Below are 25,674 nucleotides of genomic sequence, written 5' to 3'. Positions count from 1 at the left end.
AGTCAAGATATCAGGTCCTCTCGTTGTTGCGGAGGGCATGAGAGACGCCAATATGTTCGACGTTGTACGCGTCAGCGAAAAGCGTCTTATCGGCGAGATAATCGAGATGCACGGCGACCGCGCCTCCATTCAGGTATATGAGGAGACAGCGGGTCTCGGTACGGGTGAGGCTGTTGAATCCACGGGCGAACCCATGAGCGCCGAGCTCGGACCTGGTCTTATCGGCAGCATTTACGACGGTATACAGCGTCCGCTCGACGACATCCGCAAGGTCTGCGGCAACAATCTTGCGCGCGGAGTCGAGGTGCCGTCGCTCAAGCGAGACAAGAAGTGGAAGTTCACTCCCACGGTAAAAGCTGGAGACGAGGTAGTCGGCGGCGACGTGATAGGAACTGTCCCCGAGACGGACATCGTGCTCCACAAGATAATGGTGCCAAACGGCATCAAGGGCAAGGTGAAGTCCGTGAAGGAGGGCGAGTTCACCGTTACGGATACGGTGTGCGTGCTCGAGACCGAAAAGGGCGAGCGCGAGCTCACCATGATGCAGAAATGGGGCGTAAGAAGCGGCAGACCCTACGCTAAGAAGCTGTCGCCCGATATGCCGCTCGTAACGGGTCAGCGAGTTATAGACAGCCTCTTCCCGATAGCAAAGGGCGGAGTTGCGGCGATCCCGGGACCTTTCGGCAGCGGCAAGACCGTTACACAGCACCAGCTCGCAAAGTGGGCAGAGGCTGATATAATCGTGTACATCGGCTGCGGCGAGCGCGGCAACGAGATGACCGACGTTCTCAACGAGTTCCCCGAGCTCATCGACCCCAAGACGGGCAAGTCCCTCATGGAGCGCACCGTTCTCATCGCGAACACCTCCGATATGCCTGTTGCGGCGCGTGAGGCGTCCGTATATACGGGCATCACCATTGCCGAATATTACCGTGATATGGGCTATTCCGTGGCTCTTATGGCGGATTCCACATCGCGCTGGGCAGAGGCTCTGCGTGAGATGTCGGGACGTCTCGAAGAGATGCCCGGCGATGAGGGCTATCCCGCCTATCTCGGAAGCCGTCTTGCTCAGTTCTACGAGCGTGCGGGACGCGTCATCTCGACAGGCACCGAGGGAAGAGAGGGCGCACTCTCCGTTATAGGAGCAGTTTCGCCTCCGGGAGGCGATATATCCGAGCCTGTTTCGCAGGCGACTCTCCGTATCGTGAAGGTGTTCTGGGGACTTGATTCCAATCTCGCATACCAGCGACACTTCCCCGCTATCAACTGGCTGACGAGCTACTCGCTCTATGCGGATTCGCTCGCGGACTGGTACAACAATAACGTCTCCAAGGACTGGATGACATCGCGTGCGAGATTCATGTCCATTCTCCACGACGAAGCCGAGCTGAAGGAAATAGTAAAGCTCATCGGTATGGACGCGCTCTCCGCAGGCGACCGCCTCAAAATGGAGACCGCACGTTCTATCCGCGAGGACTTCCTGCACCAGCTCGCGTTCCACGAGATAGACACCTACACCAGCCTGAAAAAGCAGCTCTACATGATGAAGCTGATACTTGCCTTCAATGACGAGGCTGAGGCTGCTGTAGGCAAGGGAGCAGATATAGAAGCGGTCGCGGAGCTGCCCGTGCGTGAGAAGATAGGACGTTTCAAGTACGTTCCCGAGGACGAGACCGACCGCGAATTCGAGAAGGTCTCCGTCGAGATATCCTCGGAGCTCAACGAGCTTCTGACTAAGGAGGAAGACTGATGCCAAGAGAATACAGAACAATTGAAGAAGCAGCAGGTCCTCTGCTGCTTGTAAAGGACGTTGAGAACGTCACATACGGTGAGCTTGCCGAGATAAGGCTCGCAAACGGCGAAAAGCGCCGCTGCCGCGTACTCGAGATAGACGGCAGCAACGCTCTCGTCCAGCTTTTCGAGAACGCCGCAGGTATCAACCTCAAGGACAGCGCAGTCGTTTTTTCGGGACATCAGATGGAGCTCGGCGTATCCGAGGATATGCTCGGCCGCGTATTCGACGGTCTCGGACGTCCGATAGACGACGGTCCAGAGATAATCCCCGACAAGAGAATGGACGTAAACGGTCTGCCGATGAACCCCGTAGCCCGCAAGTATCCGCAGGAGTTCATTCAGACGGGCGTTTCCGCGATAGACGGACTGAACACTCTCGTCCGCGGACAGAAGCTCCCCATATTCTCTGCGAGCGGACTCCCGCACGCTCAGCTTGCCGCTCAGATAGCGCGTCAGGCGCGTGTTCTCGGAGATAACGAGCAGTTTGCGGTCGTGTTCGCCGCTATGGGCATCACCTTTGAGGAGTCCGAATACTTCGTCAGAAGTTTCCGCGAGACGGGAGCTCTCGACCGTACCGTGCTCTTCGTGAACCTCGCAAACGACTCGGCTATCGAGCGTCTTGCAACTCCGAAAATGGCGCTTACTGCCGCCGAATACCTCGCTTTCGAGAAGGGTATGCACGTACTTGTTATCCTCACGGATATAACAAACTACGCGGACGCTCTGCGTGAGGTATCCGCTGCACGTAAGGAAGTTCCGGGACGCCGCGGCTATCCAGGCTATATGTACACCGACCTCGCTTCGCTTTACGAGCGCGCGGGACGTCAGGACGGCAAGGACGGCTCTATCACCATGATACCCATTCTCACCATGCCCGAGGACGACAAGACCCACCCCATACCCGACCTCACAGGCTACATCACCGAGGGGCAGATAATCCTCTCTCGCGAGCTTTACCGCAAGGGCATAAATCCGCCTGTGGACGTGCTCCCGTCGCTCTCGCGACTCAAAGACAAGGGTATCGGCAAGGGCAAGACCCGCGCCGACCACTCCGACACCATGAACCAGCTCTTCTCAGCCTATGCACGCGGAAAAGACGCGAAGGAGCTCATGGTCGTACTCGGTGAGGCGGCACTTACTCCGACAGACCTGCTGTATGCCAAGTTCGCGGACGAGTTCGAGAAGCGCTACGTTTCGCAGGGCTTCGACAACAACCGCTCTATCGAGGAGACCCTCTCTATCGGCTGGGAGCTCCTGAAGCTCCTCCCGAGAAGCGAGCTGAGACGTATCAGAGAGGAGTACCTTGCAGAGTACTACGACAAGAAGGACTGAGGTGAGCGCAGTTGGCAAGACTAAACGTAAATCCTACGCGTATGGAGCTGAGCAAGCTCAAAAAGAAGCTCGTCTCCGCACAGCGCGGGCACAAGCTCCTCAAGGACAAGCGCGACGAGCTGATGCGTCAGTTCATGATAATGATAAAGGAGAACAGACAGCTCCGCACAGAGGTCGAGGCGGCAATTGCCGAGGCTGACCGATATATGGCGGTCGCGGGCTCAGTAATGCAGAGGGAGGCGCTCGAGACGGCGCTTATGCTCCCGAAGCAGGAGGTAGAGCTCGAGGTCGGGGAAAAGAACGTAATGAGCGTGTATATCCCCGTATTCAGCCCGAAGTACCGTACAGCGGATTCAAACGACATCTACTCCTACGGAACGGCATTCACCTCCACCGACCTCGACGGTGCAGTCAGCGCACTGAGCGACATCTTCCCTAAGATGATAAGGCTCGCAGAGGTCGAGAAGGCGTGCCAGCTAATGGCGGACGAGATAGAAAAGACCCGCCGCCGCGTAAATGCACTCGAGCACATCATGATACCCGACTATCAGGAGACTATCAAGTTCATCACGATGAAGCTCTCCGAGAACGAGCGCTCCACGACCACATCGCTGATGAAGGTCAAGGATATGGTGCTCAAGCAGAGCCACGATTTCAAATGAAAAGGGCAGACCATAAGGGCTGTACCTATACGGAAGTATTACGGGACATATATCGGGGGAAACCTTTCTGAAGAAAGGTTCTCCCCCGAACCCCTTTCCAAAGACTTTTAGTCCAAATTTTGCCCCTATGGGGTACTCTCATTGAAAAGAAAGACTAACTCTTTTCATATCAGGAGAGTACCCCATAGGGGCAAAATTTAAATTGAAAGTTTTAGGAAGGGAGTTTGAGGGAGAACCCTTTTTCAAAAGGGTTTCCCTCAATAAATATCCGTATTGCTTCTGTATGAATACAGTCCTTACGGTCTGCTCTTTTTTTAGCAGAATTCTCCGTATTCGCAGCCAACGTGCGATACGTTTATATCGTCTATGAGCTCCGCCGAACCGTGCTTCTTCTCGAACAGCTTTATCCTGCCTTTGCCTGTGCCGCCGTTCCAGAGGCGGTTGTGCTGCTTCGAGCCGTCGGGAGCTTCGTAGTTCACGAACAGCATTTCCTCTTTGAGGCAGTGTATGCACGTCCTCATAATATACTTCTGATTCGACTGTTCTATCTGCCACACAATCTCCTTGTCAGTCTCGAAGCATCTGAATTTGGTCTTGGGCTGAGTCCAGAATTTCGAGAAGTTGAATTCTATCTCTCTGCCCTCGTAATAGAATGCTCCGAGGAGGATACGGTCGAGGGATACGCCGAACACTCTCGGTCTGCCGCCGCCGATGTCGAATACGCTGTTCTCGAGCTTTTTGCCTGTGATACGGCTCTCCATGCAGCATGACGACAGCCATATCCACGGCGAGGTGAAGTCTGCTCCCCAGTTCTTGTCCGCATAGCCGAAGCTTGTCTCGGGTGTGACGGCATAGCGCCTGCCGTCTATGGTGACTGTGCCCGAATAGAGCGTCTTCATACCCTCGGCGTGCCAGTACATCTCGAAGGCGTTCAGCGAGCGCATGGTGTTTCCCGCGCCGTAGCCCACGTTGAAGGCTACCTGCTTGTCTAATTTCAGTTCCCATGACATCTCGCCGCTGTCGCACATATACTCGGGGTGAGCGGCGGCGTCCTCGGGAGTAACCCTGACGCTTCCGCAGAGCTTATCCTCCGAGCACCAGCAGTCGTCGGCGATTATCGAGAAGGGAACGCCCTCGGACACGCTGATGTCGTTCCACGAAAAGAAGCGGTGGAGCTGTTTTGCGCCTTTTCCCCAGCAGCCTGCCTTTACCATGAGGTATGAGGGCTTCTTCCCCGCAAACTGGTTCTCGGGGAGCTGTCCGAGGACGGGCACGGGTTCGGCAAGGTCGGGGTTGCAGACGAAGAATTCGATGAAGAATGCTTTTTCCTCGCCCGTTTCCTCGTCGATGCCCGTGAACGAGTGCCACCACCAGTCGTAGCCCTTTTTCGCCAGTCTGCCCTTGAGCATACAGGCGTTTCGTGTGATATCGTGTTTATTGAACAGTTCCATTGTTTTCTCCTGACAGAGCAGACCCGCAGGTCCGTTCCTAATATTATTCATCCAGTTTTTTCTCGAATTCCTCGTTGGGGAGGGGCTTGTCGAAATAGTAGCCCTGAGCGAGAGAACAGCTGTTGTTTCTCAGCATCTGCACCTGATTCTCCGTCTCTACGCCCTCCGCGATACATTCCAGTCCAAGCTCCTTTGCCATAGCTACCAGATACTTGAACATTACGCTGCGGGTGCTGTGAGGGTTCTCCTCGTCCGCGGGGAGAAGGCTCCTGTCCAGCTTCAGCACGCTCCACGGTATCTCGCGTATGAGGTTCAGTGAGGACTGACCCATGCCGAAGTCGTCCACCGAAGTACATATCCCGTCCTGCTGCAGCTCGCTCACCACGCGCTTGACTTCCTTGAACTCCACATCCGTCGTGGATTCGGTGAGCTCTATCTCTATGAGGTTATGCGGTATGCGGTTCCTGTCGACTATCTCGATAATGTGTTCGGGGAGGTCAGCGTCCAGCATATGTTTGCGGGAGAGGTTGACGGATATGCGCACCACGGGTTTTCCCTCATCTATGCGTCGGCGGATATCCTGACAGACGCGTTCGAGCATGAAGAAATCGAGCTTGCATATATCCGAGCTCTGCTCCAGTACGGGGATGAAGTCGGACGGCATTATTACTCCGCCGTCGTGCTCCCAGCGGCAGAGAGCCTCCGCGCCTATTATCTCCTCGGACTGAATGTCGGTCTTTGGCTGGTAGTATACCTTGAATTCGCCGTTTTCGAGCGCCTGTGGGAACAGTTTGCGTATATTGGCGAGCTGTTCTTTTCCTGCCTCGGTCTTGCTGTCGAAGAAGACGATGTTCTCGGAATCGCTGTTCTTGGCGGTTTTTGTAGAGGCGACTATCTTGTCCATGATATCGCCGGGGTCATCGTAAACAAAGCCGTCGGGGATACGGAAAACGCCAGTGCTCGCGGAGACCGTCACGCGCTTGGAATTGCCTGCGTCGTAGGATACGGGCACGCCTTTCAGAATCTCGAGGACATCTATGAGCAGTCCGTCATCGAATATGGCAACGAAGTTGTCGCCTCCGACGCGGCACACGATACCGTCGTCGCCGATGACTTCTTCAAGCATGGTGAAATAGTTCCTCATGACCATATCGCCTGCGTTCCTGCCTATCTCCTGATTTATCTGCGAGAAATGGCGGAGGTTGAAGTAGGCGGCGGTGTGTGTGCCGAGGATCTTTTTATCGTTGAGCTGCTCAAGATAGCGCACAAACGAGCGCATATTGCGGTAGCCGCTGTCGTCGTAGAAGGTCAGGCGCTCAACGATCTTCTGAAGCTTGATATTTCCGACGAAGCTCAGCACAGTCTTCATTATCAGGTCGACTTTCTCGCGCTCCTCGTCGTTAAGAGGCTCGGCGCCCGCGGGCATATATACCCTGCACTTCGCGACAGCCATAGACTTGGTAACGATCCTCCTGCCCATGACCTCGCTTCCGTTCTCGCCGCTGTCATAGCAGACAAAAACCTCGCCGCGTCCTGATTTTTCATGGCTCGTGCTTTTGTAGAATTCGGTCACGCCCTTGCACACGCGGAAAAGCTTGCAGATGCCGGCAAGTGGCTCGTTGAGCCTTTCCGGCGTGAAGTGCTCGCTGTCGGACATAGTCGCGATCAGCTTTTCGAGCAGTTCATAGTAGCGTATCAGCTTGTCATTCTCCATAATTTCACCCTTTCTGCGGCAGATGTCGAAAAAAACTATTAATTAATTATAGCACATCTCCGCGGAAATATCAAGCAGCGCGGGAAATTTTTTTGACGGGAGTTGTCGTTGCAAAAGCTTGACAAGTGCAAATGCTTTATGATATAATAAAAGTTGTATGATAAGCGGAGACCAAAGGTGCTCTGCGGAAATATTCACATTATCGGAGGTTGCAGTATGGAAAGCATTAACGAGATAGCTGCTCGTATCCGCGAGCTTCGCGAAGTATGCGACTATTCACAGGAACAGCTTGCGCAGGAGCTCGGGCTCAGCACCGAGCAGTACGCGGGCTATGAGCAGAACGGAGACTTCCCCATAAGCGTCATCTATGAGATAGCAAACAAGTTCAAGGTGGACTTCAACGAGCTCATCACGGGTGAGCCCAGCCGTATCGACACCTATCACGTCGTCCGCCGCGGACACGGCAAGAGTGTGAGCCGCTTCCCGGGATACAGATTCAAGGATCTGGCATTCCGTTATGCGGACAAGATAATGCAGCCCCTTCTTGTTACTCTCGAGCCCTCGGACGAGCCTGCAAAGCTCGTTACTCACACGGGTCAGGAGTTCAACCTCGTGCTCAAGGGCAGCATCGTCGTTATATTCGAGGACAAGGAGATAGTCCTCAACGAGGGCGATTCCATTTATTTCAACCCTCAGTATCCGCACGGACAGCGCTGCAACGGTGATACCAAAGCGCGCTTTCTCACAATGATAGCAGAATAACAAAGGAGTTAATATAGATGCTTTTAGACCGATATCTGCCCCGTATCGAATTTGATTCATACGAGGATTTCGTACAGAATTACCGCGTAAACGTTCCCGAGGACTTCAACTTCGGCTGGGACATCGTGGACGAGTGGGCAAAGCAGGAGCCCGAAAAGAAGGCTCTTGTATGGCTCAGCCACGATAAGAAGGAGCGCACCTTCACCTTCACCGACATCTCGAAGCTCTCGAATCAGACCTGCCATTATTTCCGCAGCCTCGGGCTCAAAAAGGGCGATGTAGTGCTGCTTATCCTCCGCCGCCGCTGGGAGTACTGGGTAATTGCCACCGCGCTCCACAAGCTCGGAGTCATACTCATCCCTGGAAACCTCCTTTTCACTACCCATGACATCGCATACCGCGGCAATATGGCGGAGATATCCGCGATCATCGCCTGCGACGACGAGTACATACGCGGTCAGATAGATGCGGCGGCTCCCGAGATAAAGACGCTCCGCCGCAAGATAGCTGTAGCCGAACCCCGTGAGGGCTGGGACTTCTTCGAGGACGAGATAGCAAAGTACCCCGATACGTTCGAGCGTCCCACAGGCGATGAGGCAACAAAGGCGACCGATACCATGCTCATATACTTCACATCGGGCTCTACGGGAATGCCGAAAATGGTGTGCCACAACTTCGCACACCCGCTCGGTCACATCGTTACCGCAAAATACTGGCATCAGGTACAGGAGAACAAGCTGCATATGTCCATCTCGGACTCGGGCTGGGCGAAGTTCGGCTGGGGCAAGCTTTACGGACAGTGGATATGCGGCGCGATACAGTTCGCCTACGACTTCACGGGCAGATTCAACGCAAAGGATATCCTTGAGGTCATCAGCCACTACAAGCTGACCACATTCTGCGCTCCTCCTACAATGTACAGATTCATGCTTCAGGAGGATATGACGCAGTACGACCTCTCTTCCATACAGAACTTCTGCAATGCGGGCGAGCCGCTCAACCCCGAGGTATTCAACCGCATCTACGAGCTTACGGGCAAGAAGATGCGCGAGGGCTTCGGTCAGACCGAGGGAACGGTCCTCATCGCGAACTTCCCGTGGATAGACCCCAAGCCTGGCTCAACGGGCAAGCCTTCGCCGCTCTACAATATCCACCTTCTCCGTCCCGACGGCACCGAGTGTGACGACGGTGAAGAGGGCAGCATCATGGCGTGCGGCATAGACAAGCAGCACCCCACGGGTCTGTTCTGCGGCTACTATAAGGACCCCGACCTCACCAAGGCAGTTCTCGGCGGCGAGAATTACGATACGGGTGACGTTGCATGGCGTGATTCCCACGGCTATTACTGGTTCGTCGGACGCAATGACGACGTTATCAAGTGTTCGGGCTACCGTATCGGACCTTTCGAGGTAGAGAGTGCTCTGCTCACTCACCCCGCCGTAGTAGAGTCCGCGATAACAGGCGCTCCCGACCCGATAAGAGGTCAGGTAGTAAAGGCTACCGTAGTGCTTGCGAAGGGCTACACTCCGTCTCCCGAGCTCACCAAGGAGTTGCAGGACCACGTAAAGCATGAGACTGCGCCCTACAAGTACCCCCGCGTTATCGAGTACGTGGACGAGCTCCCCAAGACGCTCGGAGGCAAGATAAAGCGTGCGCAGATACGTCACACCGACGAGGAAGCAGCCGCGAAATAACCGAATACAGCTGTATGAGGCACCTTTTTTCGGAAGGGTGCCTTTTTTGCTTATTCCCGTAAAAAGCAGGGGATTGGAAATGTCGGTAAAGTGGTTGGATTTGTCGGTGAAAATTGAATGTTGTACCTGCATATGTTAAAATTAGGCTGTAGTATATAGAATAAATATAAATTTATATATAAAACCAAATAAAAAGCGAGGGAATATGCGATGAAAAGACTGTGTCGGCTGATAATTGCGGCGGCTGTGCTGATGTGTTTGCCGATCATGGATTCCCGTGCTGCCGACAGCGTTAGCATAGTCTCCGACAGCATCGACAACTCATCTGCGGGGGACTGCGTGTTCCGCGTTTATGCACACGGCGGAAGCGGCATAATGGGCTTCCGCCTGCATTTTGACTATCCCGCGGACAAGCTCCGTCCGTCAGCCGCAGGCAAGGGCAGCATCACCGCAAATGGTACGTTCACAGACAATATCGGCGTTGAGGAAGGGAGCTTTGATATCCTCTGGAACAACACCGAGGAGGTACCCGCGGAGGGCGAGCTCGCGGTGATAACTGCGGAGATACTGAGAGCAGGCGAGCCTTTCACCGTGGACGTCAGTTTCTCGCAGGAGGACACTTTCAACGAAAAATACGAGGACGTCGTGTTCGTATGCGAGCCCGTAAATACGGCTGATAAAGCCGAAACAGGCAGCTCCGTGACCGACGCGGGGAGCTCCGCTGCTGCACTGATGACCGAGAGCGTGATGAAGTCGGCTCCCGAGGGCGAACTAACAGACGCTCGGAAGCAGGAGCTGCTTGACAGGGCAAATGACGGTATAGAGCGCGCAACGGGCGAGAAAGACCACTTCGCGGACTTTGACGAGCTATGCGGCGAGTACGGAGCTCTGCTGCTCGGGAAGCTGCCCGAGGAGGCGGAGAAGCTCCCGACAGACCTGTCGGCGGGGGAGATAATTGCCGAAGTGCTGACCGAACGCGGCGAGGCTGAGGTCACTGCCGATAATGCAGGTGCAGTCACGGAACGCCTCGAAGCAGAGGGACTCGACAGCGACTACGGCAGATATATAAACAAGGATGATATCGCAAAAGCGTACGAGGAGATACTGGAGGAGAGCGGCGCGGAGATGCCCAAGACAGCTCCCTCCGAGCATGGTAAAGCTGATAACCTGCCGTATATCGCGGCTGCGGCGTGCATTGCGGCTGCGGTGGCGGGTTCAGGTATATTATTATACTATGTTAGGAGGAGGAAAAATGCACAAAAGTAAAAAGCTGCTGAGACGCATGGTCTCGGGATATACAGCATTCTCACTGGCTGCTCTGACAATGTTCGGACAGCTTGCGCCCGCTTCTGCTGCGGCTGAGAATCACGTCTACTCGACTGCGCAGACAGCGGCGGCAGGTGAGGAGGCTCACATTCCCATATTTATCGAGAACAATACGGGCTTTGTGAGCTTCAACATTTACCTTTCGTACGACCCCGACGTATTGACGCCGATGTCGGTCTCCACGGAGGGCAGTGTCCTCACGGGCAAGGGCGATGTGAACGATTCGATAGGCGGACATCTGAAAAATCTCCCTGAGAATACCGTTCAGGTGACCTTCACATCGTCGGACTATACCAATGCAGACGCCGACGGACTGATGTTTGATCTTGTCTGCGGCATAAGCGAGGAGGCTCAGGGCTCGACGGCAGTCAGGCTCAGCTATGATCCCAACCCCGATATCACGTTCAATGCCGACGATGAGGCGGTAGCTATGAACTGCACGGACGTGGAGCTGACTATCACAAATGAGGCTCTGGACAGCCTGCCGTGCGCTGTGCTGTCGGCTGAGCCGTCCGAGGCAGGCGGCAGTCTTACCCTTGCCGCAGCTTATGCAAGGAAGCCCGAGAGTTTCGGAGATATGAGCTTTGAGCTCACTTACGACAAATGGACGTTCTCGGCTCCCGAGGTATCAGCGTTTGAGGGCACTGTCTCCGACGTCATTGACGAAGACGGCAGGCTCGCTTTCACTATCACAGGTGCGGAGGGCAAGGCTTCTCAGCCATTCGCCGTCACTTTCAAGGTGGACGAAGCAGCTGCCGAGGGCTCATACACATTCAAGGGCAAAGGCAGCGCAGGTGAGACAGCCTTCAGTCTTACAGGCTGCAAGGCAGAGATAAGCTCCGAGATAAAGGGCGCTTCTCCGATAATAAGCGGTCCCGAAGGTCTTTCCGCAAGGAAGGGCGAGGAGCTCACGGTACCTGTCGCTGTCGGCAGGAATACGGGACTGATGGGCTTCATCACTGAGTTCAGTTTCGACGATACGGTGCTCGAGATCGTGAGCGCTGAATCGACGAAGCTGCTTCCAGGTTCGATGAACAATAACGTAGGTGTCGAGAAGGGCAAGTTCATCATAAGGTGGTCTAACACCGAGAACACCGATGCCGAGGGCGATTTCATCACGCTGAGATTCAACGTAATCGGCGAGGCTGAGGCGGATACCGTCATCGGCATAAGCTACAGTCCCGAAGACACATTCGATGAGGCTTATAACGACGTTGCTCTCATCTGCAAGGACATCACAGTCGCGCTGAACAAGTCGGAGACTACCACTACGGCATCGAGCACGACAGCGAGCGAGACCGCAGCTTCAACAACTGCAACGTCGAGCACGACAGCGAGCGAGACCGCAGCTTCAACAACCGCAACATCGAGCACGACAGCGAGCGAGACCGCAGCTTCGACAACTGCAACGTCGAGCACAACAGCGAGCGAGACCGCAGCTTCAACAACTGCAACATCGAGCACGACAGCGAGCGAGACTGCAGCTTCAACAACTGCAACATCGAGCACGACAGTGAGCGAGTCGGAGACCACAACGACTGCCACCACAGCTTCCACGACAGCGATAGCTTCGGAGTCGACAGCTGCGACCACTTCTGCTGTTACTGCAAGCGTGAAGATAAGCAAGCTCGGCACGGACGGTACACAGCTCGCAGGGGCTAAGCTCAGTCTCACGGGCGTGAAGAACGACGGCTCGGCTGTAGAGTTCAGTTCCGAGAGCATACAGGTAGCAGACGGTCAGCTCATAAACGGCGTAGGCAGCTCGCTCGTGTGGATATGCGGCGCAGAGGCGACCATCGTTCTCGCCGAGGACGGTACATACACTCTCCACGAGGAAGCAGCTCCCGCAGGCTATCTCTTAGCTGACGATATCGTCTTTGTTGTCAGCGGCGGAAAGGTGACTGTCAGCGGCGCGGACGCCGAGAGCGTGGATATGGTCGACGAGAAGGAGACTTCAACGACTTCCGCAGCAACAACGCTCACAACGACAGCTGCGACCGAGTCCGTGACGACTGCTGTGTCCGAGACAACAACTGCTTCTTCATCCGAGAGCACGACTTCGGCTTCAAGCACTGTATCCGAGACTACAGCCGCAGTCAGCACCTCCGCCGAGACAACGACTGAGAGCGAGACAGCGACCTCGTCAGAGACAACTGCCTCTGCGGAGACAGCCGCATCTACCGAGACGACCTCGTCCGCGGCAAGCTCCACAACAACGGTTTCCGCTTCCGAGAACACAACAGCTTCCGAGAGCACAACGACTTCATCCGAGACCGTGACAACTGCTGCATCGGAGTCGGCAGTCACCACCGAGACGGAGACGACTTCAAGCGCGGCGAGCACTACGGTGTCTGCGGCTGAGACGTCGTCCAGCACAACGTCAGTCGAGACTACAGCTACCGAAACTCAGACTACAGCAGAGACATCGGGCGGGACTACGGCGGCAACTACAGCTACAGCGCCCGCTGTTCCCGACGACGACATCGGAGATGTGAACGAGGACGGAAGAGTTGACGCCAAGGACGCTTCCGTTGTGCTGATGGCATACGCTAAGCTGTCCACGGGCGCGGATGACGGTCTCACCGATAAGCAGCGCAGAGTTGCAGACGTAAACGGTGAAGGCAAGGTCGACGCCAAGGACGCTTCCGCGATACTCGCGTTCTACTCGTTCCTACAGACGGGCGGAAGCGGCAGCATGAAGGAATACATGGCAAACAGCCAATGAATAAAGGAGGAATAAACACATGAGACACAGTACACCAAAACGTTTGTTGGCAGTGGTTCTTTCGCTGCTGATGATGTTTACGGTAGTTCAGTCGTTCCCTGAGAATATTTTCAGAGATTCGGCTATAACAGCGGATGCTGCAAGCGACCCGATAACTGATAAGATTAATATTATCAAAGGTTTGTTCCCGACAGGTACAGCATTTACTGCAAACGGATATAAGAATAATCCTAAAGATAAAAACGCCAATGCAAATTCTAACTGTTATCTGCCGAATATAATGAAGAGTAATCCGAAGATAAAATCGCTTGGATTGAAATACGACCCTGCGGTATACTCAGACGGTTATTCATGTTATTCATTTGCAAGTTTTTTATATGGATACATATTTGGAAAGAATTTTAAAACTAATTCTATAGAGGAAAAGACAACCTCTATCACTGATAATGGAATGTCATCATTCTTTTCTCAATGCAGAAAGGGTGACCTTATTGAATGGGGGTACAAGTATAAGGGAGGACATCATTATGTTATCTTCCTTAGTTATGATGCTAAGTCTAAGACAATGTATTGCTACGATAACAATATGCGCGGAGAGTGTTCGACAAACTATAATCATGGATACGGACACAAATGGTTCATGAAGGGCGATTATACGGTCTACTATCTGAAGAGATACCGTGCCAAGAACTATGACAAGGTATCTCCCGTATACTTCCCGAAGCTTTCAAGCAGCGCTTCACCTGCTTCAAGCAATACAGCAGTAACGCTCAAGCCTACTATGGACAGAAACTTCGGCGTTCAGACATGGTCTTACTTCATAAGTACGGACAAGAGCGCTATATCCAAGACTGACGCAACCAACTGCAAGAACCATAAGAACAACGGAAGCGTTGAATATGTCAGAGCATATGACTACGGCTCGAATCTGAAAAGTCAGAAGAGCGTCAACATCAACGTAAAGACCTATAAGAAAAAGGAATTACAGGCTAATACCACATACTACTACAAGGTTGCGGTAAAGGTATACGGTCAGTGGTATTCAACGGGCGTCGGCAGCGTAACGACCTCCAACAGCGTTCCAGGCAAGACAACAGTCAAGGTATCCAAGGGTAGCGATATCATCGGTATCGGCGACCAGGCGGGTATCCTCTGGGACGAGGCTTCCAACGCCAAGAGCTATGATATCATCGTCAAGGACAGCGAGGGCAACACAGTCCAGACCAAGACAGGCATCACAGGTCTTTCCTATGCGCTCGACGGCTTTGCAAAGGAGGGCGTATATACAGTAGGAATCACCGCTATCAATACAGCAGGTAAGACGGAGGGCGTTTCTGCTGATATCACAGTCAAGCCCGACGTAAAGGTGAGCTTTTATGATTCCATAGACGCCGAGGGCAAGGACATCAAAACCCTCATCGAGACTGTAAGCGTTCACTACGGTCATAATGCTGACCTGCCCAAGTCTCCCGCGCACGAGGGCTGCACGTTCTCGAAGTGGAACGGCACATACGAGGCAGTAACAGCCGATTCTGAAGTGGTTGCAGAGTACGACTGCGCATACTACACGGTAAAGTTCATCGACAGCTTCACAAACACCGTGCTCAGCACACAGAGGATAAGATACAGCGCTTCCGCGACAGCTCCCGAGGTAACAGCTCCCGAGGGCTACATCTTCACATCGTGGAACAAGGACTTCTCCAACGTAAAGTCCGACCTCAGCGTAAGCACTGTTTACAAGTGGGCGGACGAGGACCATTCCGCTACCGTAAAGATCGACAAGGCACGCAAGAACATCACTGACAAGGGCTATGACGTTACAGCGACCGTTACAAACAGAACTGACGAAATAATCAGCGGCAGACTTGTGGCAGTGCTCCTCTCCGAGAACGGCACTATCCTTGCCAAGGCGGAGTCTGCGGCATTCGCGGTCGACAGAGCAGCTGACGGCGCACCTGTTGACAAGGAAGTCAGCTTCACGGTCCTCTATCCCAATCTTGCCTCCAAGATAGAGGTCTACGCAGTGGACAGCTACGACAGTCTCGGCAAGCTCTCCAAGACAGCCTATGCCGCTGCTGACAACAGCACGCTCACAGACTGGACAGACTATATAACATACACCGATGATTCCGAGGTGCCCCAGAGCAGTGATACGCTCGAGGTAGAGAGCGGTCTCAATCCCGTTGAGAAGACATACTACCGCTATCAGGTCAAGGAGAGCACGACAAACTATGCTACCACACTTGACGGATACACTCAGGACGGCTACACAGCCGTAAAGGACAGCACGGGTACTATCGACTACGTATCATCGTGGCCGTCGGGATTCAACAAGTCCAATGCAGTTTATACCAAGTATAACAAGACGCCTGTCAAGGCTTCCGAGAATGCAACGAGCCTCGTGAAGGTAGATTCGACCTCGACGGTCGGCTATATCTACTGGCACTGGTGCTCGGGCAAGAAGCTCGAAAAGCCCTACAACAGGACTATCGACTACAGCAAGACAGGCACACACACAACTTTCCACGCATTCTATTCCACAAAGAACGTGACAGAGATGTCCCCCCAGAAGGACGCTTACAAGTATTCTGACATCGACCATTGTGCAGACACATACTGGTGGGGCAGGATAAACGTCACAAGGCAGAACTACACCACCTACAAGAAGCTTTACAACTACAGCAAGGTCGGCGCATACACCGAATGGACAGAGCTCAAGGAGGGCGAATCCCTTCCCGTTGAGGGCGCTGCAACAGGCGACGACAAGAACAAGACATACGCAGGCGTCGAGACAAAGACAGTGACCGAGAAGCAGTACCGCTACAGAGCGAAGTCCGATAAGGAGATAGCTCTTGAAGAGCCCGTTGTATCGGCTGAGAGAATAATTGACATCAGCGGCAGGGTCGATGCTGCCTCCGCAGGCAAGGACGCAACTGTTTGGGTATACAAGTACGACCAGGCATCCGACTACACGACCGAGTTCGTAAAGGATACAAAGGTCGGCGAAGACGGAACGGTCAAGGTCGAGAAGGCAGCACTTCTCGAGGCTCCTTCCGTTGATACGGGAGATTTCAGCATCGTTCTTTCGATAGACGGACAGACACAGTCAGTAAGTCTCGGAACGATAAAGGCACCCAAGCCCGAGTACACAGTCAAGTTCGTTGACTTCGACGGCGAGACCGTTATCAGCGAGCAGAAGGTCAAGGAAGGCGAGAATGCAGAGCTTCCCGACAGAGCCAAGCTCACAGTTCCCGCAGGACGCAGATTCACTAACTGGTCTGAATCGGTCGTAAACATCAGAAGCGATATGGTCGTTAAGCCCGAGAGCGAGGCAGAGGTCTATACCGCTGCATTCGTAAACTGGGAAGTCAAGAGCGTCGAGCTCAGGAAGTTCAGCTACGGCGAGCAGCTCGTTGCAGACAGTATGCCAGAAGGCAAGGACGGATTCATCACCGAATGGGTCGTTCAGGACGGCAAGGATGAAATGACCATCGACGAGTTCAACGCGTCGGGCAAGACAGTCACATCCGATATGATAATCGTTACAAGAAGCACCCCCAAGAAGTACACAGTCACATTCCTCGCAAGCGACTCACAGGTAAAGATAGCCGAAAAGATAGAGGCATCCGAGACACTGGACATCGAGGACTACAAGGTAGCTTCCGAGGTAGTCGTTGAGAACGGCGAGAACATCAATTTTGAAGAGGCTCAGGAGAAGGTCGAGGAAAACCCCGACATCGTGTTCCTCGGCTGGATAAACGCAGAGACAGGCGAGGCAGTCGGTGATACCACCGCATACGAGTCGGCAGTGCTCTATCCTGTATATTCCTTCAACGAGACCACAGAGGACCCTGTATCCGACATTGCTACAGGCGAGTACACAACTCCTCAGAAGGTCACTCTCAGCAGCGATACGGAGAACGCTGTCATCTGGTACACACTTGACGGCAGCGACCCGAGAACATCCTCAACAGCAGCCGAGTACAAGGAGCCCGTTGAGATAAGCAAGTCCTGCACTCTCAGGATGTATGCGGGAGCAGTGAACCACAACGACAGCTCCGAATCAAGCTATATCTACGTTATCAACAATGGCGAAACGGTATATCACATCGTTACAGTCACAAATGTATTTGATGTTGATACTGGTATCGACGGCTCTACAAAGGTATACCTCGTTGCACACGGAGCAAAGCTCAAGGATTTCACATCCGACGAGTTCGAGGGCTATGAGTACGATTCACTCTACTTCGATGAGGAGTTCAAGGAGCAGTATTTCGAGAATGAAGAGGTCATAGGCGAGACCCAGACTCTCTTTGCCAAGTACGTATCAAAGAAGTACAAGGTTACATATGTTGACGACGCAGGAAAGGTCATTTCGGAGCAGGAGGTAGCATACCTCAACAACGCAGAGGCTCCGAAGGCTCCCGAGCACGAGGGCATGGTATTTGTCGGCTGGGACAAGTCAGGCGAGGGCATCTCCGCAGACACTACAATAACAGCAAAGTACATCGCCAAGGAGGCATATGCCGAGGTATCCCTCAACCGCAGGAAGGACATCTATATCACGGTTGACGGCGCCTACAACAAGCTTGCAGCAACGATAACACCGTCAGAGCTCTCGGCATACGAGCTCAGGTGGACATCGAGCAATCCGTCCGCAGCTGACGTTGACGAGGAAGGCAAGATAACGGCTAACGGCGTAGGTGATACCGAGATCACGGTTACTATCGTCGAGACAGGCTCGTCCGCTTCCGTAAAGGTACACGTTACGGGTCTGACGCTCAGCGGCAAGGCTACAGCGGGATTTGACAGTGCAAGGAACCTCAGAGGCATCAAGGCAGGCGAGAATACAGCCGCACAGATAAAGGCGCAGTTTGCCAACGATGAAGTCACTATAACCGCAGCAGACGGCACCGTTGCAGCTGACGACGCAGTTGTCGGAACAGGAGCGAGGGTAAATCTCACAGACTCGGACGGTACAGTCATCGACTCTGCTATCATCATAATCTCGGGCGATTACACAGGCGACGGCAATGTCAACAACAAGGACCTTGCCAAGCTGAATGCATACGTAGCAAAGACAGGGACCGTAGAGGCTGACGATATGCAGATGACAGCACTTGATGTTAATGGAGACGGAAGCATCAACAACCGCGACTGCGCACTTCTCTCACGCTATCTTGTAGGCAAAGAGGAGATATAAGAGCGATTGAGCAGTTAATGATGCATGAACGCTGACAGGCAGGAAGTCGGCTTCGGGGTATCCGAAGCCGACTTTTGCTGATTATCATTGAAGTTCGGACTATCCCGTGAAGCTTGTGTCACAAGCAGCCCGTTATCATGTTGTACGGCGCTGACGGTACTTGTCTTAACGCGGAAAATGTAGTATAATATGGATACATCCAAAATGTCAGGAGACGAAATATGAATTATATCGTATATTTTTTGACTCTGATAGACCAGACCATACTCGGCGTGTTTTTCTACTCACAGTTTTTGCGCCTGAAAACGCACTTCATCATTCCGTGCTCGGTGTGGTTCACGACTTATTCTGTTTCATTCATTCTGTTTCATCTGCTCGGAGAAAAAGCCCCTTCGCCGTATGTGCAGATGATCATTTGTATGCTGTACCAGACAGCTGTGCTCTTCTTCTTTGAGGGGAGCAGATTCAAGCGCTTCTGCACAGCCTGTCTGTTCATAATTCTGGGCGGAGCAGCAGAGCTGCTGACGCTCGGCATCCTGTGCCTCGTTTTCGATATGTCTCCGACGGAATTCTATGTATTTCAGGACGAGAACGTGATCGTCGCGATCGGAAGGGTCTACGCCATAGATACGCTGTTCCTTTTCACATTTGTGACCTGTCTGGTATTTGCCTTCCGCCATATAAAGGAGGAGTTCCTCATACGCGATGTTCTTCTCATAATCGGCTTTGATCTGATCCATATGATATACCTTTTCATATTCTACACCGACCCTGCGAACCGCTACAGTGAGGCAAACAACATCATACAGTTCGGTATGCAGACCCTGCTGATAGCGATGATGTTCCACCAGTTCTACAAAGGCCGCGAGGTGAGACAGCTCGAGAAAGCCAAAAAGAAGCTTGAGGTCATCAGGAAGGAGCGCGAGCGTGAGATCGACTATTACAAGGCAGCAGAGGAGAAGTACACGGAGATATCCATGATACGCCACGACCTCGTGAACCACCTTACTGCGGTCGAGGCTCTTGCGGGACAGCCCGAGTGCAGGGCAGAAGCACGAAAGCTGCTGAATGAGATAAAGAGGCGCACCTATGCCATAAAGGTGCCTGGGAACGAAAATGAGAAGAAGGCAGGAGAAGCATATGCAGAGAATACTGATATATGATGACAGGATAGAGCACTGCAATGAGCTCAAAAAGCTTTTGGAGGAGCTCGGCGAGCCGTCTCCGAAGGTGAGCGTGGCGGTAAATGCAGCGGAGGCTGAACGGCTGCTCTCGCGTGAGAGCTTTACGGCAGTGTTTCTTGATATCGAGCTTGAAAACGAGAATAACGGCATCACCTTTGCCGACAGACTTCAGAAGCAGTATTCGGGTATGAGCCTCGTATTCATAACAGCGCATATCAGATACTGCGAGGACATATTCGCTACCAGTCCCGACGCATTCCTTCTGAAGCCGTTCACACTTGAAAAGGTGCGGCGCGTTATGCAGATAATTGAGTATAAGCAGCAGAGCGGGGGAGTGCTGAAGATAAATTCGGGACGGAAGATGATAGCGCTCCCGCTGAGCGACATCTCCTATATCGAGAGCATCCGCCGCAGACTTGCCGTATTTGACCTCAGCGGAAAATGCATAGGCGAATACTACGGGATATCGCTTGCCGACATTCAGGAGCAGCTCCCCGAGTTTTTCCTTCACTGTCACCAGAGCATCTACATAAATATGAAACAGATAATGACGCTGCGGCGCTTCTCGCTGACGCTCAAATGCGGTACAGAGCTCCCGATAAGCCAGAGCCGATACCGCGAGTCCAAGCAGCGCTACATTGACTTTTTGGGGAGTGAGATATGAACGACCAGTTGATGTATATCGCAAATCTGTATTTGCAGCTCTCTATCGGCACCTTCATATTCTTCGAGCTCGGACACCCCAAGCGCGGATTCTTCTTTATCAGCGTGCTGTGGACAGCCCTGTTCTACGCAGTTCACAGGGTCTTTATCTTTTTCGAGACCAGTGCCGTCGAGGAGATATTGCAGACAACGGCAAAGTTCCTGACCTTTGTTTTTGTACTCGCATTCTTCAATGACAGTATAAAGACAAAGTTGAGGCTATCGATATACTTTACCTTTGTAGCGATCATCGCCGAGCCGCTGACCATGCTCCTGACCAGTCTTGCGTTCAGGCTGCCGACAACAGTCTACTATTCGCAGAACGATATGAATGTCGTACTGATAAGCGGCAAGATAATCATTGTAGATATCATGCTGCCGCTGACCACGATGCTTTGTATGGTAGTCAAGCGGAAAGAGCACGACCGCGTGCGGATGAAGGGGCTGTGGGGCATCATACTGTTCACGCTCCTGCACATCGTATTCATATTTGTGTTCTTCTCGGTCAACAAGGACGACCTCACATACAGGACTGTATGGTGCCACCTTATTTTTCAGCTTCTGCTGATAATCATGATATACCTGCAATACTTCAATTCCGAGAAAGCCATAGACCTTATCAACACCGAGGCGAAGCTTGAAAACGAAGCAGGTGAAGCCGAGAGCAACAAGCGCTACTACGAGCTCGCACAGAATAAGTACGAGGCGATAACCTCCTTGCAGGAGCACCTTTCCGAGCAGCTCGTCAGGGTCGAAGAATCGCTTGACGCGGAAGGCACAGACGAGGTCTCGAGCATAATCGGCGGTATAAGAGCGAAGCTCAACGAGATACGCGCAGTCAACTACTGTGCAAGTCAGACGGTCAATTCCGTGCTGACGATAAAGCTTGAGGACAAGGCGATGAAGTCGATAGACACCGAGATAGACCTTCGTGACTGTGATTCGGTGCCGTTCGATGAGTATGAGCTCTGCTCCATAATCGTGAATGTTTTCGACAACGCGGTAAACAGCTGCAAGAAGCTCCCCGACACGGCGGAGAAGTACATCAGGCTGAAAAGCGCAGCAAAAAACGGTTATTTTATAGTGCGCTGCGAGAATACGTGCGCGGAGGACGCCGCAGCCGAAAAGACGGATGTCCGCGAGGGACACGGCTACGGACTGAAAATACTCGAAAGGCTGTGCGAGAAGTACGACGGCGAGTTCACGCTGCGCTATGCAGACGGAATGGCGATAGCTACAGCCGCGGTATCGCTCACAGGGCAAACGTAAAAGAAAGTGCAGGGTATCGGCAGCGATACTCTGCACTTTTTCATTCCTCCTCTATTTTCCGCATAAACTCGGCAGAAGAGAGCAGACCGTTCCTGTTATAGCGGCCTATACCGTAGAGGCAGTCGGGGTCGCGGGAGATGTAGTTCGGACGCTCGCGGCAGGTCAGGGTCATCAGGAATCCGTTCTCGCGGATGACGGGCAGGCTCTCTCGGCTGACAGCTCCGAACGGGTAAGTGAATATGCGCGGCGCCATGCCGAGATTTGCCGAAAATTCGGATTGCAGGCGGGAGATGTCTTCACCGAGCGCCTGACGGTACTCCTCCTCGGATTCACCGTCCGTGCGCTTGCAGCCGATTCTCCCGCTGTAGAGGGAATGCATATCGTAAGTATGGTTCCCGAGTTCAACTCTGCCCGAGCCTGCGAGAAGTACGATATCGTCCCATGTCAGGTACGAATAGGAGGGAATGTGCGGGTCGCGGGCAGCGTCGTTGTCGGTATAAGCACCCACGACGGAAATAACGGCTGTCATATCGTACTTCTCAAGCAGCGGGAGCAGGTATGTCAGGTTGTTGTAGTAGCCGTCATCGAGGGTTATCATCACGGGCTTGAGAGGAAGACCGCCTCTGCCCTGAGTATAGTCAATCAGCTGCTGTGCAGTCACTGACTTATAGCCGTTTTCGCAGAGCAGGCGCAGGTCGTTCTCGACCTGAGCGGGCGTCACCACATATTCGGACGGCGTACCGTCGTATATGCTGTGATACATTATCACGGGCAGCCTTACGGGAGCCTCGGGGCTGCTGTCCGCAGACGTGAGAAAGTTCCTGCCCACGAGGAAGGAGCCCGCACAGAGCGTGAATATCACAGCGTCCGCGAGCAGCAGCCAAAGGAATCTCGATACACTGTATGACCTGTACATCTGTCATCACCTCAGAATATCTTATTCGTCATATTTCGCGATTATCACATCGGGCGGGGAGCATTTTTTCAAAACTTCGCGAATATGATGTGATTAATGGAAATACTATTAAGGCAATACCGCAGACAGTATTGATACAGTATTGCCGAAGCAATAAGGATGAGCACAGCTCATCGGACGAGGTGAGTGTATGACAAGATACAAGCGCAGGAAAGCAGCCTCTGCGATAAGGCTGCTGCTTCTGCTGTCGCTGCCGCTCGGGGCGGCTGTCTCCGCAAAGGCTTTACCCGCCATGAAAGAGGCAGTAGTGAGTGTAGGCAGCCTGCACGTCGGCAGCTCTGACAGCACTGTCAGGACGGAGCAGACCACACGCAGTTTCAGTGACTCGGACGCCAAAGCCGACATACTCCGCAGCAGCATCACGCTCTCGGAGGGATATGGCCTCGCGGATGAGGAGGATACCCTTGTGAAGCTAATAAGTCCGCGGGACATGGTCTCTCGCAATGCGGGACCGAAGCCTTATCCGTCAGACACCGACTACACGGAGGGCGGAGATATCATACGTACTACCTACGGAGTATACAGCGGCACTTCGTTTTTTGACCTTCCTAACGGCGGACAGGTCAACAACAAGACAGAGCTCGCGAATGACACACTCATCGCGGAGAGCCGCTGCCTGCCTAACTTCACGGTTACGGACACCGACGAGCCGCAGATACTGATATACCACACACACACGACCGAGAGCTTCGAGCCGTACGTCCGTGATAAGTATGACGCTGATTTCAACTACCGCACCACAGACGATACCAAGAATATGGTGATGGTCGGGAACGCGATACAGGCGGAGCTCGAGGCGGCAGGCTACAGTGTGATACACGCGACAGATATCCACGATTATCCGTCATATAACGGCTCGTACGGGCGCTCGCGCGAGACTATACTGCCTATCCTCGAACAGTACCCGAGCATTAAGGTCGCTCTTGACATCCACCGCGATGCCATTTCGGGCGAGGGGACAGCTGCCCAGCCGTATATCGGCATAAACGGCAGAGAAGCGGCACAGGTGATGATAATATCGGGCTGTGACGACGGGACTCTCGATATGCCCGACTATATGAAGAATTTTCATTTTGCCTGCTGTCTTCAGCAGCAGCTCGAGTCGGACTATCCGGGTCTGACCCGACCTATACTATTCGATTACCGCCATTACAATCAGGATCTGACCACGGGCAGTCTGCTCATAGAGGTAGGCTCGCACTGCAATACCCTTGAGCAGGCACAATACAGCGGACAACTTATCGGGCAGTCGCTCAGCCGCCTGCTCGATTCTGTCAAGGAGCAGTAAAATGAGGAAAAAAAATAAGACCGCAGTCAGTATCGTACTCGCGTACGTCGTACTGACAGGCGGCCTGCAAATGTTTTTATTGTCGTGCGCCAATTCCCACAACAAGCTAAGCGAAGAGAGCATATCATCGGTGAGCCTCACAGTCGGGGAGGCGTCCGCACAGCTCGTTATCCTCGGGCACAGTGTTGACCTCGGTTATATCGTCGGGAGCGACAGCAGAAGTCTCCTTGCGGCATATCTGCTCACGCCTGACGAGTTACGGGCGGCGGCGCTGCTTGCCTCCGCGCTCTCGGACAGGCGTTAGTTAGCCTTTGAGGTAAAAGTTCTCGGGTATCTGCTCTCGGGGCGGGACATCACATCGTCGTAGAAGCTGTTGAGCTCGCCTGCATAGTAGAGGGTCGCATTCGGGAATTTGCGGAAATCGTCGGGAGTATACAGACAGAACGACTTCTCGAGCGGAATGCCGATCTTATCAAGTGTATACGCCACGAATTGCGAACAGACGAAGTTCTTTTTGCGCTTCCATTCTATGTTCATATACACGGCAAGGAGGCCGAGGATATTGTACGAGTAGATATTGCGGTTATCCACGAAATGGCGGATAATGCGGTTGTACTCAGCCTTTTGCTCTTTTGTGACGGGGATGCGGTAGATCTCGCATGGGATATATCCGAACTTGCCAAGCGTGCCCTTGCCGACAATTTCTTTATTGAAAGTTGCGGGAAGCGGTACGGGGCAGTAGGTGCGGCAGAAGCTGTACATTTCGGAGAGTGTCACATCTCCCGAAAGAGAAACATGATTGAACGGCTTTTTGGTTATAAATCTGAAAAATCTTGCAGGACCGGTTCCGGTCTGCGCGACGATCACGTAGATATAATCCTCCAAATTATCACCTCCGTCAACATTTTCGAGCCTGTTTTTGGGACTCCGAAAAATTTCTCTATAAATTATACCACAAACACTTGCAAAATTCAAGAGTTTTTGATATAATAGTATTTGTAATTTTGTTATCATAGGTAATGCTAAAAAAATGCGCCTGTAGCTCAGTGGATAGAGCAGTGGCCTCCGACGCCATGTGCGCAGGTTCGACTCCTGTCAGGCGTACCATGATGGCATAACAAAATTGATGACATGCCCAAAAAAGCCCGAATATTCGGGCTTTTTTGCTACCCAAATTTCAGAAAAGTTATTGAAAAAATGAGGGATGACATTGGGGCGTTTTAAGGCTTTTTAGGGAGTTGAACCCCCACAAAGGTAGTTTTGGAGCTCTTCAACGGTCGATATACCGGCTAATCTCAGATTTTTCAGCTAAAAATAGTACACAAAGTTTCGGACTCGGTTTTAGTGGTTTTCACTAATTGTGAAAACTCTGGAATCGAGTCCTTTTTTTATTTTCCCCAAAACAAATGATAGAATGCCTATCAGCGATTTGTGAGCCGTTTTCGACGGCATCGGCAGCAGGTCGAGAAACTACACCACCGATGACAGCAAAAGGCGCTGTGAACGATTTGTGAGCCTCCTGTGGCAGATACATAGAAAGCAGATCACGCCTGCTGTCTATGGAATAATAATGTCAGGAGGAAAAGATATGA

At 52.8% G+C, this 25,674-nt stretch carries 17 protein-coding genes and 1 tRNA gene; 14 read left to right on the top strand and 4 right to left on the bottom strand.

The features are described 5' to 3' along the window. Positions 1-37 precede the first annotated feature (37 nt). From BMX22_RS05410 to BMX22_RS05400, 3 genes are read left to right on the top strand one after another with little or no spacing between them, the layout of a single operon-like run. Complete coding sequence (locus BMX22_RS05410) at positions 38-1,750, top strand: V-type ATP synthase subunit A (protein WP_413777956.1); 1,713 nt, start codon at positions 38-40, stop codon at positions 1,748-1,750. Then, positions 1,750-3,126, top strand: a complete 1,377-nt coding sequence (locus tag BMX22_RS05405; RefSeq protein WP_074741385.1) for a V-type ATP synthase subunit B — start codon at positions 1,750-1,752, stop codon at positions 3,124-3,126. Before BMX22_RS05410 ends, BMX22_RS05405 begins: the two co-directional genes overlap by 1 nt. 11 nt (positions 3,127-3,137) lie before the next feature. After that, positions 3,138-3,788 carry a V-type ATP synthase subunit D gene (locus tag BMX22_RS05400; protein ID WP_074741383.1) on the top strand — a complete coding sequence of 217 codons (651 nt, stop codon included), beginning with the start codon at positions 3,138-3,140 and terminating at the stop codon, positions 3,786-3,788. Positions 3,789-4,102: 314 nt separating this feature from the next. On the opposite strand, the gene BMX22_RS16355 is transcribed toward BMX22_RS05400, so the two are convergent. Next, positions 4,103-5,239: a tocopherol cyclase family protein gene (locus BMX22_RS16355; protein ID WP_177172973.1), complete on the bottom strand. Its 1,137-nt coding sequence runs from the start codon at positions 5,237-5,239 to the stop codon at positions 4,103-4,105. A gap of 43 nt (positions 5,240-5,282) precedes the next feature. Continuing rightward, complete coding sequence (locus BMX22_RS05390; protein ID WP_074741381.1) at positions 5,283-6,953, bottom strand: putative bifunctional diguanylate cyclase/phosphodiesterase; 1,671 nt, start codon at positions 6,951-6,953, stop codon at positions 5,283-5,285. Between the two features lie 216 nt (positions 6,954-7,169). Between BMX22_RS05390 and BMX22_RS05385 the strand changes: the two genes are divergently transcribed. The 8 genes from BMX22_RS05385 (at position 7,170) to BMX22_RS05350 (ending at position 21,818) form a co-directional block, all read left to right on the top strand. Then, positions 7,170-7,715 (top strand): helix-turn-helix domain-containing protein, encoded by a 546-nt coding sequence (locus BMX22_RS05385; protein ID WP_074741379.1) that lies wholly within the window; start codon positions 7,170-7,172, stop codon positions 7,713-7,715. A 17-nt stretch (positions 7,716-7,732) separates the two neighbouring features. Then, positions 7,733-9,409, top strand: a complete 1,677-nt coding sequence (locus BMX22_RS05380) for an AMP-binding protein (protein ID WP_074741377.1) — start codon at positions 7,733-7,735, stop codon at positions 9,407-9,409. Positions 9,410-9,619: 210 nt separating this feature from the next. After that, on the top strand, positions 9,620-10,675 hold the full coding sequence (locus tag BMX22_RS05375; RefSeq protein ID WP_143055477.1) for a hypothetical protein: 1,056 nt from the start codon (positions 9,620-9,622) through the stop codon (positions 10,673-10,675). Continuing rightward, on the top strand, positions 10,662-13,460 hold the full coding sequence (locus BMX22_RS05370; RefSeq protein ID WP_074741373.1) for a dockerin type I domain-containing protein: 2,799 nt from the start codon (positions 10,662-10,664) through the stop codon (positions 13,458-13,460). The genes BMX22_RS05375 and BMX22_RS05370 overlap by 14 nt, the downstream gene beginning before the upstream one ends. A gap of 19 nt (positions 13,461-13,479) precedes the next feature. Then, positions 13,480-18,663 (top strand): InlB B-repeat-containing protein, encoded by a 5,184-nt coding sequence (locus BMX22_RS05365; protein ID WP_081349095.1) that lies wholly within the window; start codon positions 13,480-13,482, stop codon positions 18,661-18,663. Positions 18,664-18,884: 221 nt separating this feature from the next. After that, positions 18,885-19,826, top strand: coding sequence for a hypothetical protein (locus BMX22_RS05360; RefSeq protein ID WP_074741370.1), 942 nt, complete (start codon positions 18,885-18,887; stop codon positions 19,824-19,826). Further along, positions 19,804-20,511, top strand: a complete 708-nt coding sequence (locus tag BMX22_RS05355; protein WP_074741368.1) for a LytR/AlgR family response regulator transcription factor — start codon at positions 19,804-19,806, stop codon at positions 20,509-20,511. The genes BMX22_RS05360 and BMX22_RS05355 overlap by 23 nt, the downstream gene beginning before the upstream one ends. Continuing rightward, complete coding sequence (locus tag BMX22_RS05350) at positions 20,508-21,818, top strand: GHKL domain-containing protein (protein WP_074741366.1); 1,311 nt, start codon at positions 20,508-20,510, stop codon at positions 21,816-21,818. Before BMX22_RS05355 ends, BMX22_RS05350 begins: the two co-directional genes overlap by 4 nt. A gap of 40 nt (positions 21,819-21,858) precedes the next feature. On the opposite strand, the gene BMX22_RS05345 is transcribed toward BMX22_RS05350, so the two are convergent. Next, positions 21,859-22,734 (bottom strand): polysaccharide deacetylase family protein, encoded by an 876-nt coding sequence (locus BMX22_RS05345; protein ID WP_074741364.1) that lies wholly within the window; start codon positions 22,732-22,734, stop codon positions 21,859-21,861. Positions 22,735-22,924: 190 nt separating this feature from the next. Between BMX22_RS05345 and spoIIP the strand changes: the two genes are divergently transcribed. Next, complete coding sequence (spoIIP, locus tag BMX22_RS05340) at positions 22,925-24,082, top strand: stage II sporulation protein P (RefSeq protein WP_074741362.1); 1,158 nt, start codon at positions 22,925-22,927, stop codon at positions 24,080-24,082. Position 24,083: 1 nt separating this feature from the next. Beyond that, entirely contained in the window at positions 24,084-24,386 is a 303-nt protein-coding gene (locus BMX22_RS05335; RefSeq protein WP_074741360.1) for a hypothetical protein, read from the top strand. Here the strand turns inward: BMX22_RS05335 and BMX22_RS05330 are convergent. After that, positions 24,383-24,967: a hypothetical protein gene (locus BMX22_RS05330; protein WP_074741358.1), complete on the bottom strand. Its 585-nt coding sequence runs from the start codon at positions 24,965-24,967 to the stop codon at positions 24,383-24,385. The genes BMX22_RS05335 and BMX22_RS05330 overlap by 4 nt on opposite strands. 147 nt (positions 24,968-25,114) lie before the next feature. Between BMX22_RS05330 and BMX22_RS05325 the strand changes: the two genes are divergently transcribed. Then, positions 25,115-25,189: transfer RNA gene (locus BMX22_RS05325), tRNA-Arg, on the top strand. Positions 25,190-25,674: the final 485 nt, after the last annotated feature.

Origin of the sequence: Ruminococcus sp. YRD2003, assembly GCA_900109435.1 — a bacterium.
Taxonomy (GTDB): Bacteria; Bacillota; Clostridia; order Oscillospirales; family Ruminococcaceae; genus Ruminococcus; species Ruminococcus flavefaciens_G.
Note: the sequence above shows the minus strand (reverse complement) of the source record. Positions and strands in the feature narration are given on the sequence as shown.

Coding starts and splice junctions, on each gene's coding strand:
- BMX22_RS05380 (WP_074741377.1), top strand. CDS start 7,733: ATGCTTTTAGACCGATATCTGCCCCGTATCGAATTTGATTCATACGAG.
- BMX22_RS05375 (WP_143055477.1), top strand. CDS start 9,620: ATGAAAAGACTGTGTCGGCTGATAATTGCGGCGGCTGTGCTGATGTGT.
- BMX22_RS05405 (WP_074741385.1), top strand. CDS start 1,750: ATGCCAAGAGAATACAGAACAATTGAAGAAGCAGCAGGTCCTCTGCTG.
- BMX22_RS05345 (WP_074741364.1), bottom strand. CDS start 22,734: ATGTACAGGTCATACAGTGTATCGAGATTCCTTTGGCTGCTGCTCGCG.
- BMX22_RS05390 (WP_074741381.1), bottom strand. CDS start 6,953: ATGGAGAATGACAAGCTGATACGCTACTATGAACTGCTCGAAAAGCTG.
- spoIIP (WP_074741362.1), top strand. CDS start 22,925: ATGACAAGATACAAGCGCAGGAAAGCAGCCTCTGCGATAAGGCTGCTG.
- BMX22_RS05360 (WP_074741370.1), top strand. CDS start 18,885: ATGAATTATATCGTATATTTTTTGACTCTGATAGACCAGACCATACTC.
- BMX22_RS05350 (WP_074741366.1), top strand. CDS start 20,508: ATGAACGACCAGTTGATGTATATCGCAAATCTGTATTTGCAGCTCTCT.
- BMX22_RS05410 (WP_413777956.1), top strand. CDS start 38: ATGAGAGACGCCAATATGTTCGACGTTGTACGCGTCAGCGAAAAGCGT.
- BMX22_RS05370 (WP_074741373.1), top strand. CDS start 10,662: ATGCACAAAAGTAAAAAGCTGCTGAGACGCATGGTCTCGGGATATACA.
- BMX22_RS05335 (WP_074741360.1), top strand. CDS start 24,084: ATGAGGAAAAAAAATAAGACCGCAGTCAGTATCGTACTCGCGTACGTC.
- BMX22_RS05355 (WP_074741368.1), top strand. CDS start 19,804: ATGCAGAGAATACTGATATATGATGACAGGATAGAGCACTGCAATGAG.
- BMX22_RS05385 (WP_074741379.1), top strand. CDS start 7,170: ATGGAAAGCATTAACGAGATAGCTGCTCGTATCCGCGAGCTTCGCGAA.
- BMX22_RS05365 (WP_081349095.1), top strand. CDS start 13,480: ATGAGACACAGTACACCAAAACGTTTGTTGGCAGTGGTTCTTTCGCTG.
- BMX22_RS16355 (WP_177172973.1), bottom strand. CDS start 5,239: ATGGAACTGTTCAATAAACACGATATCACACGAAACGCCTGTATGCTC.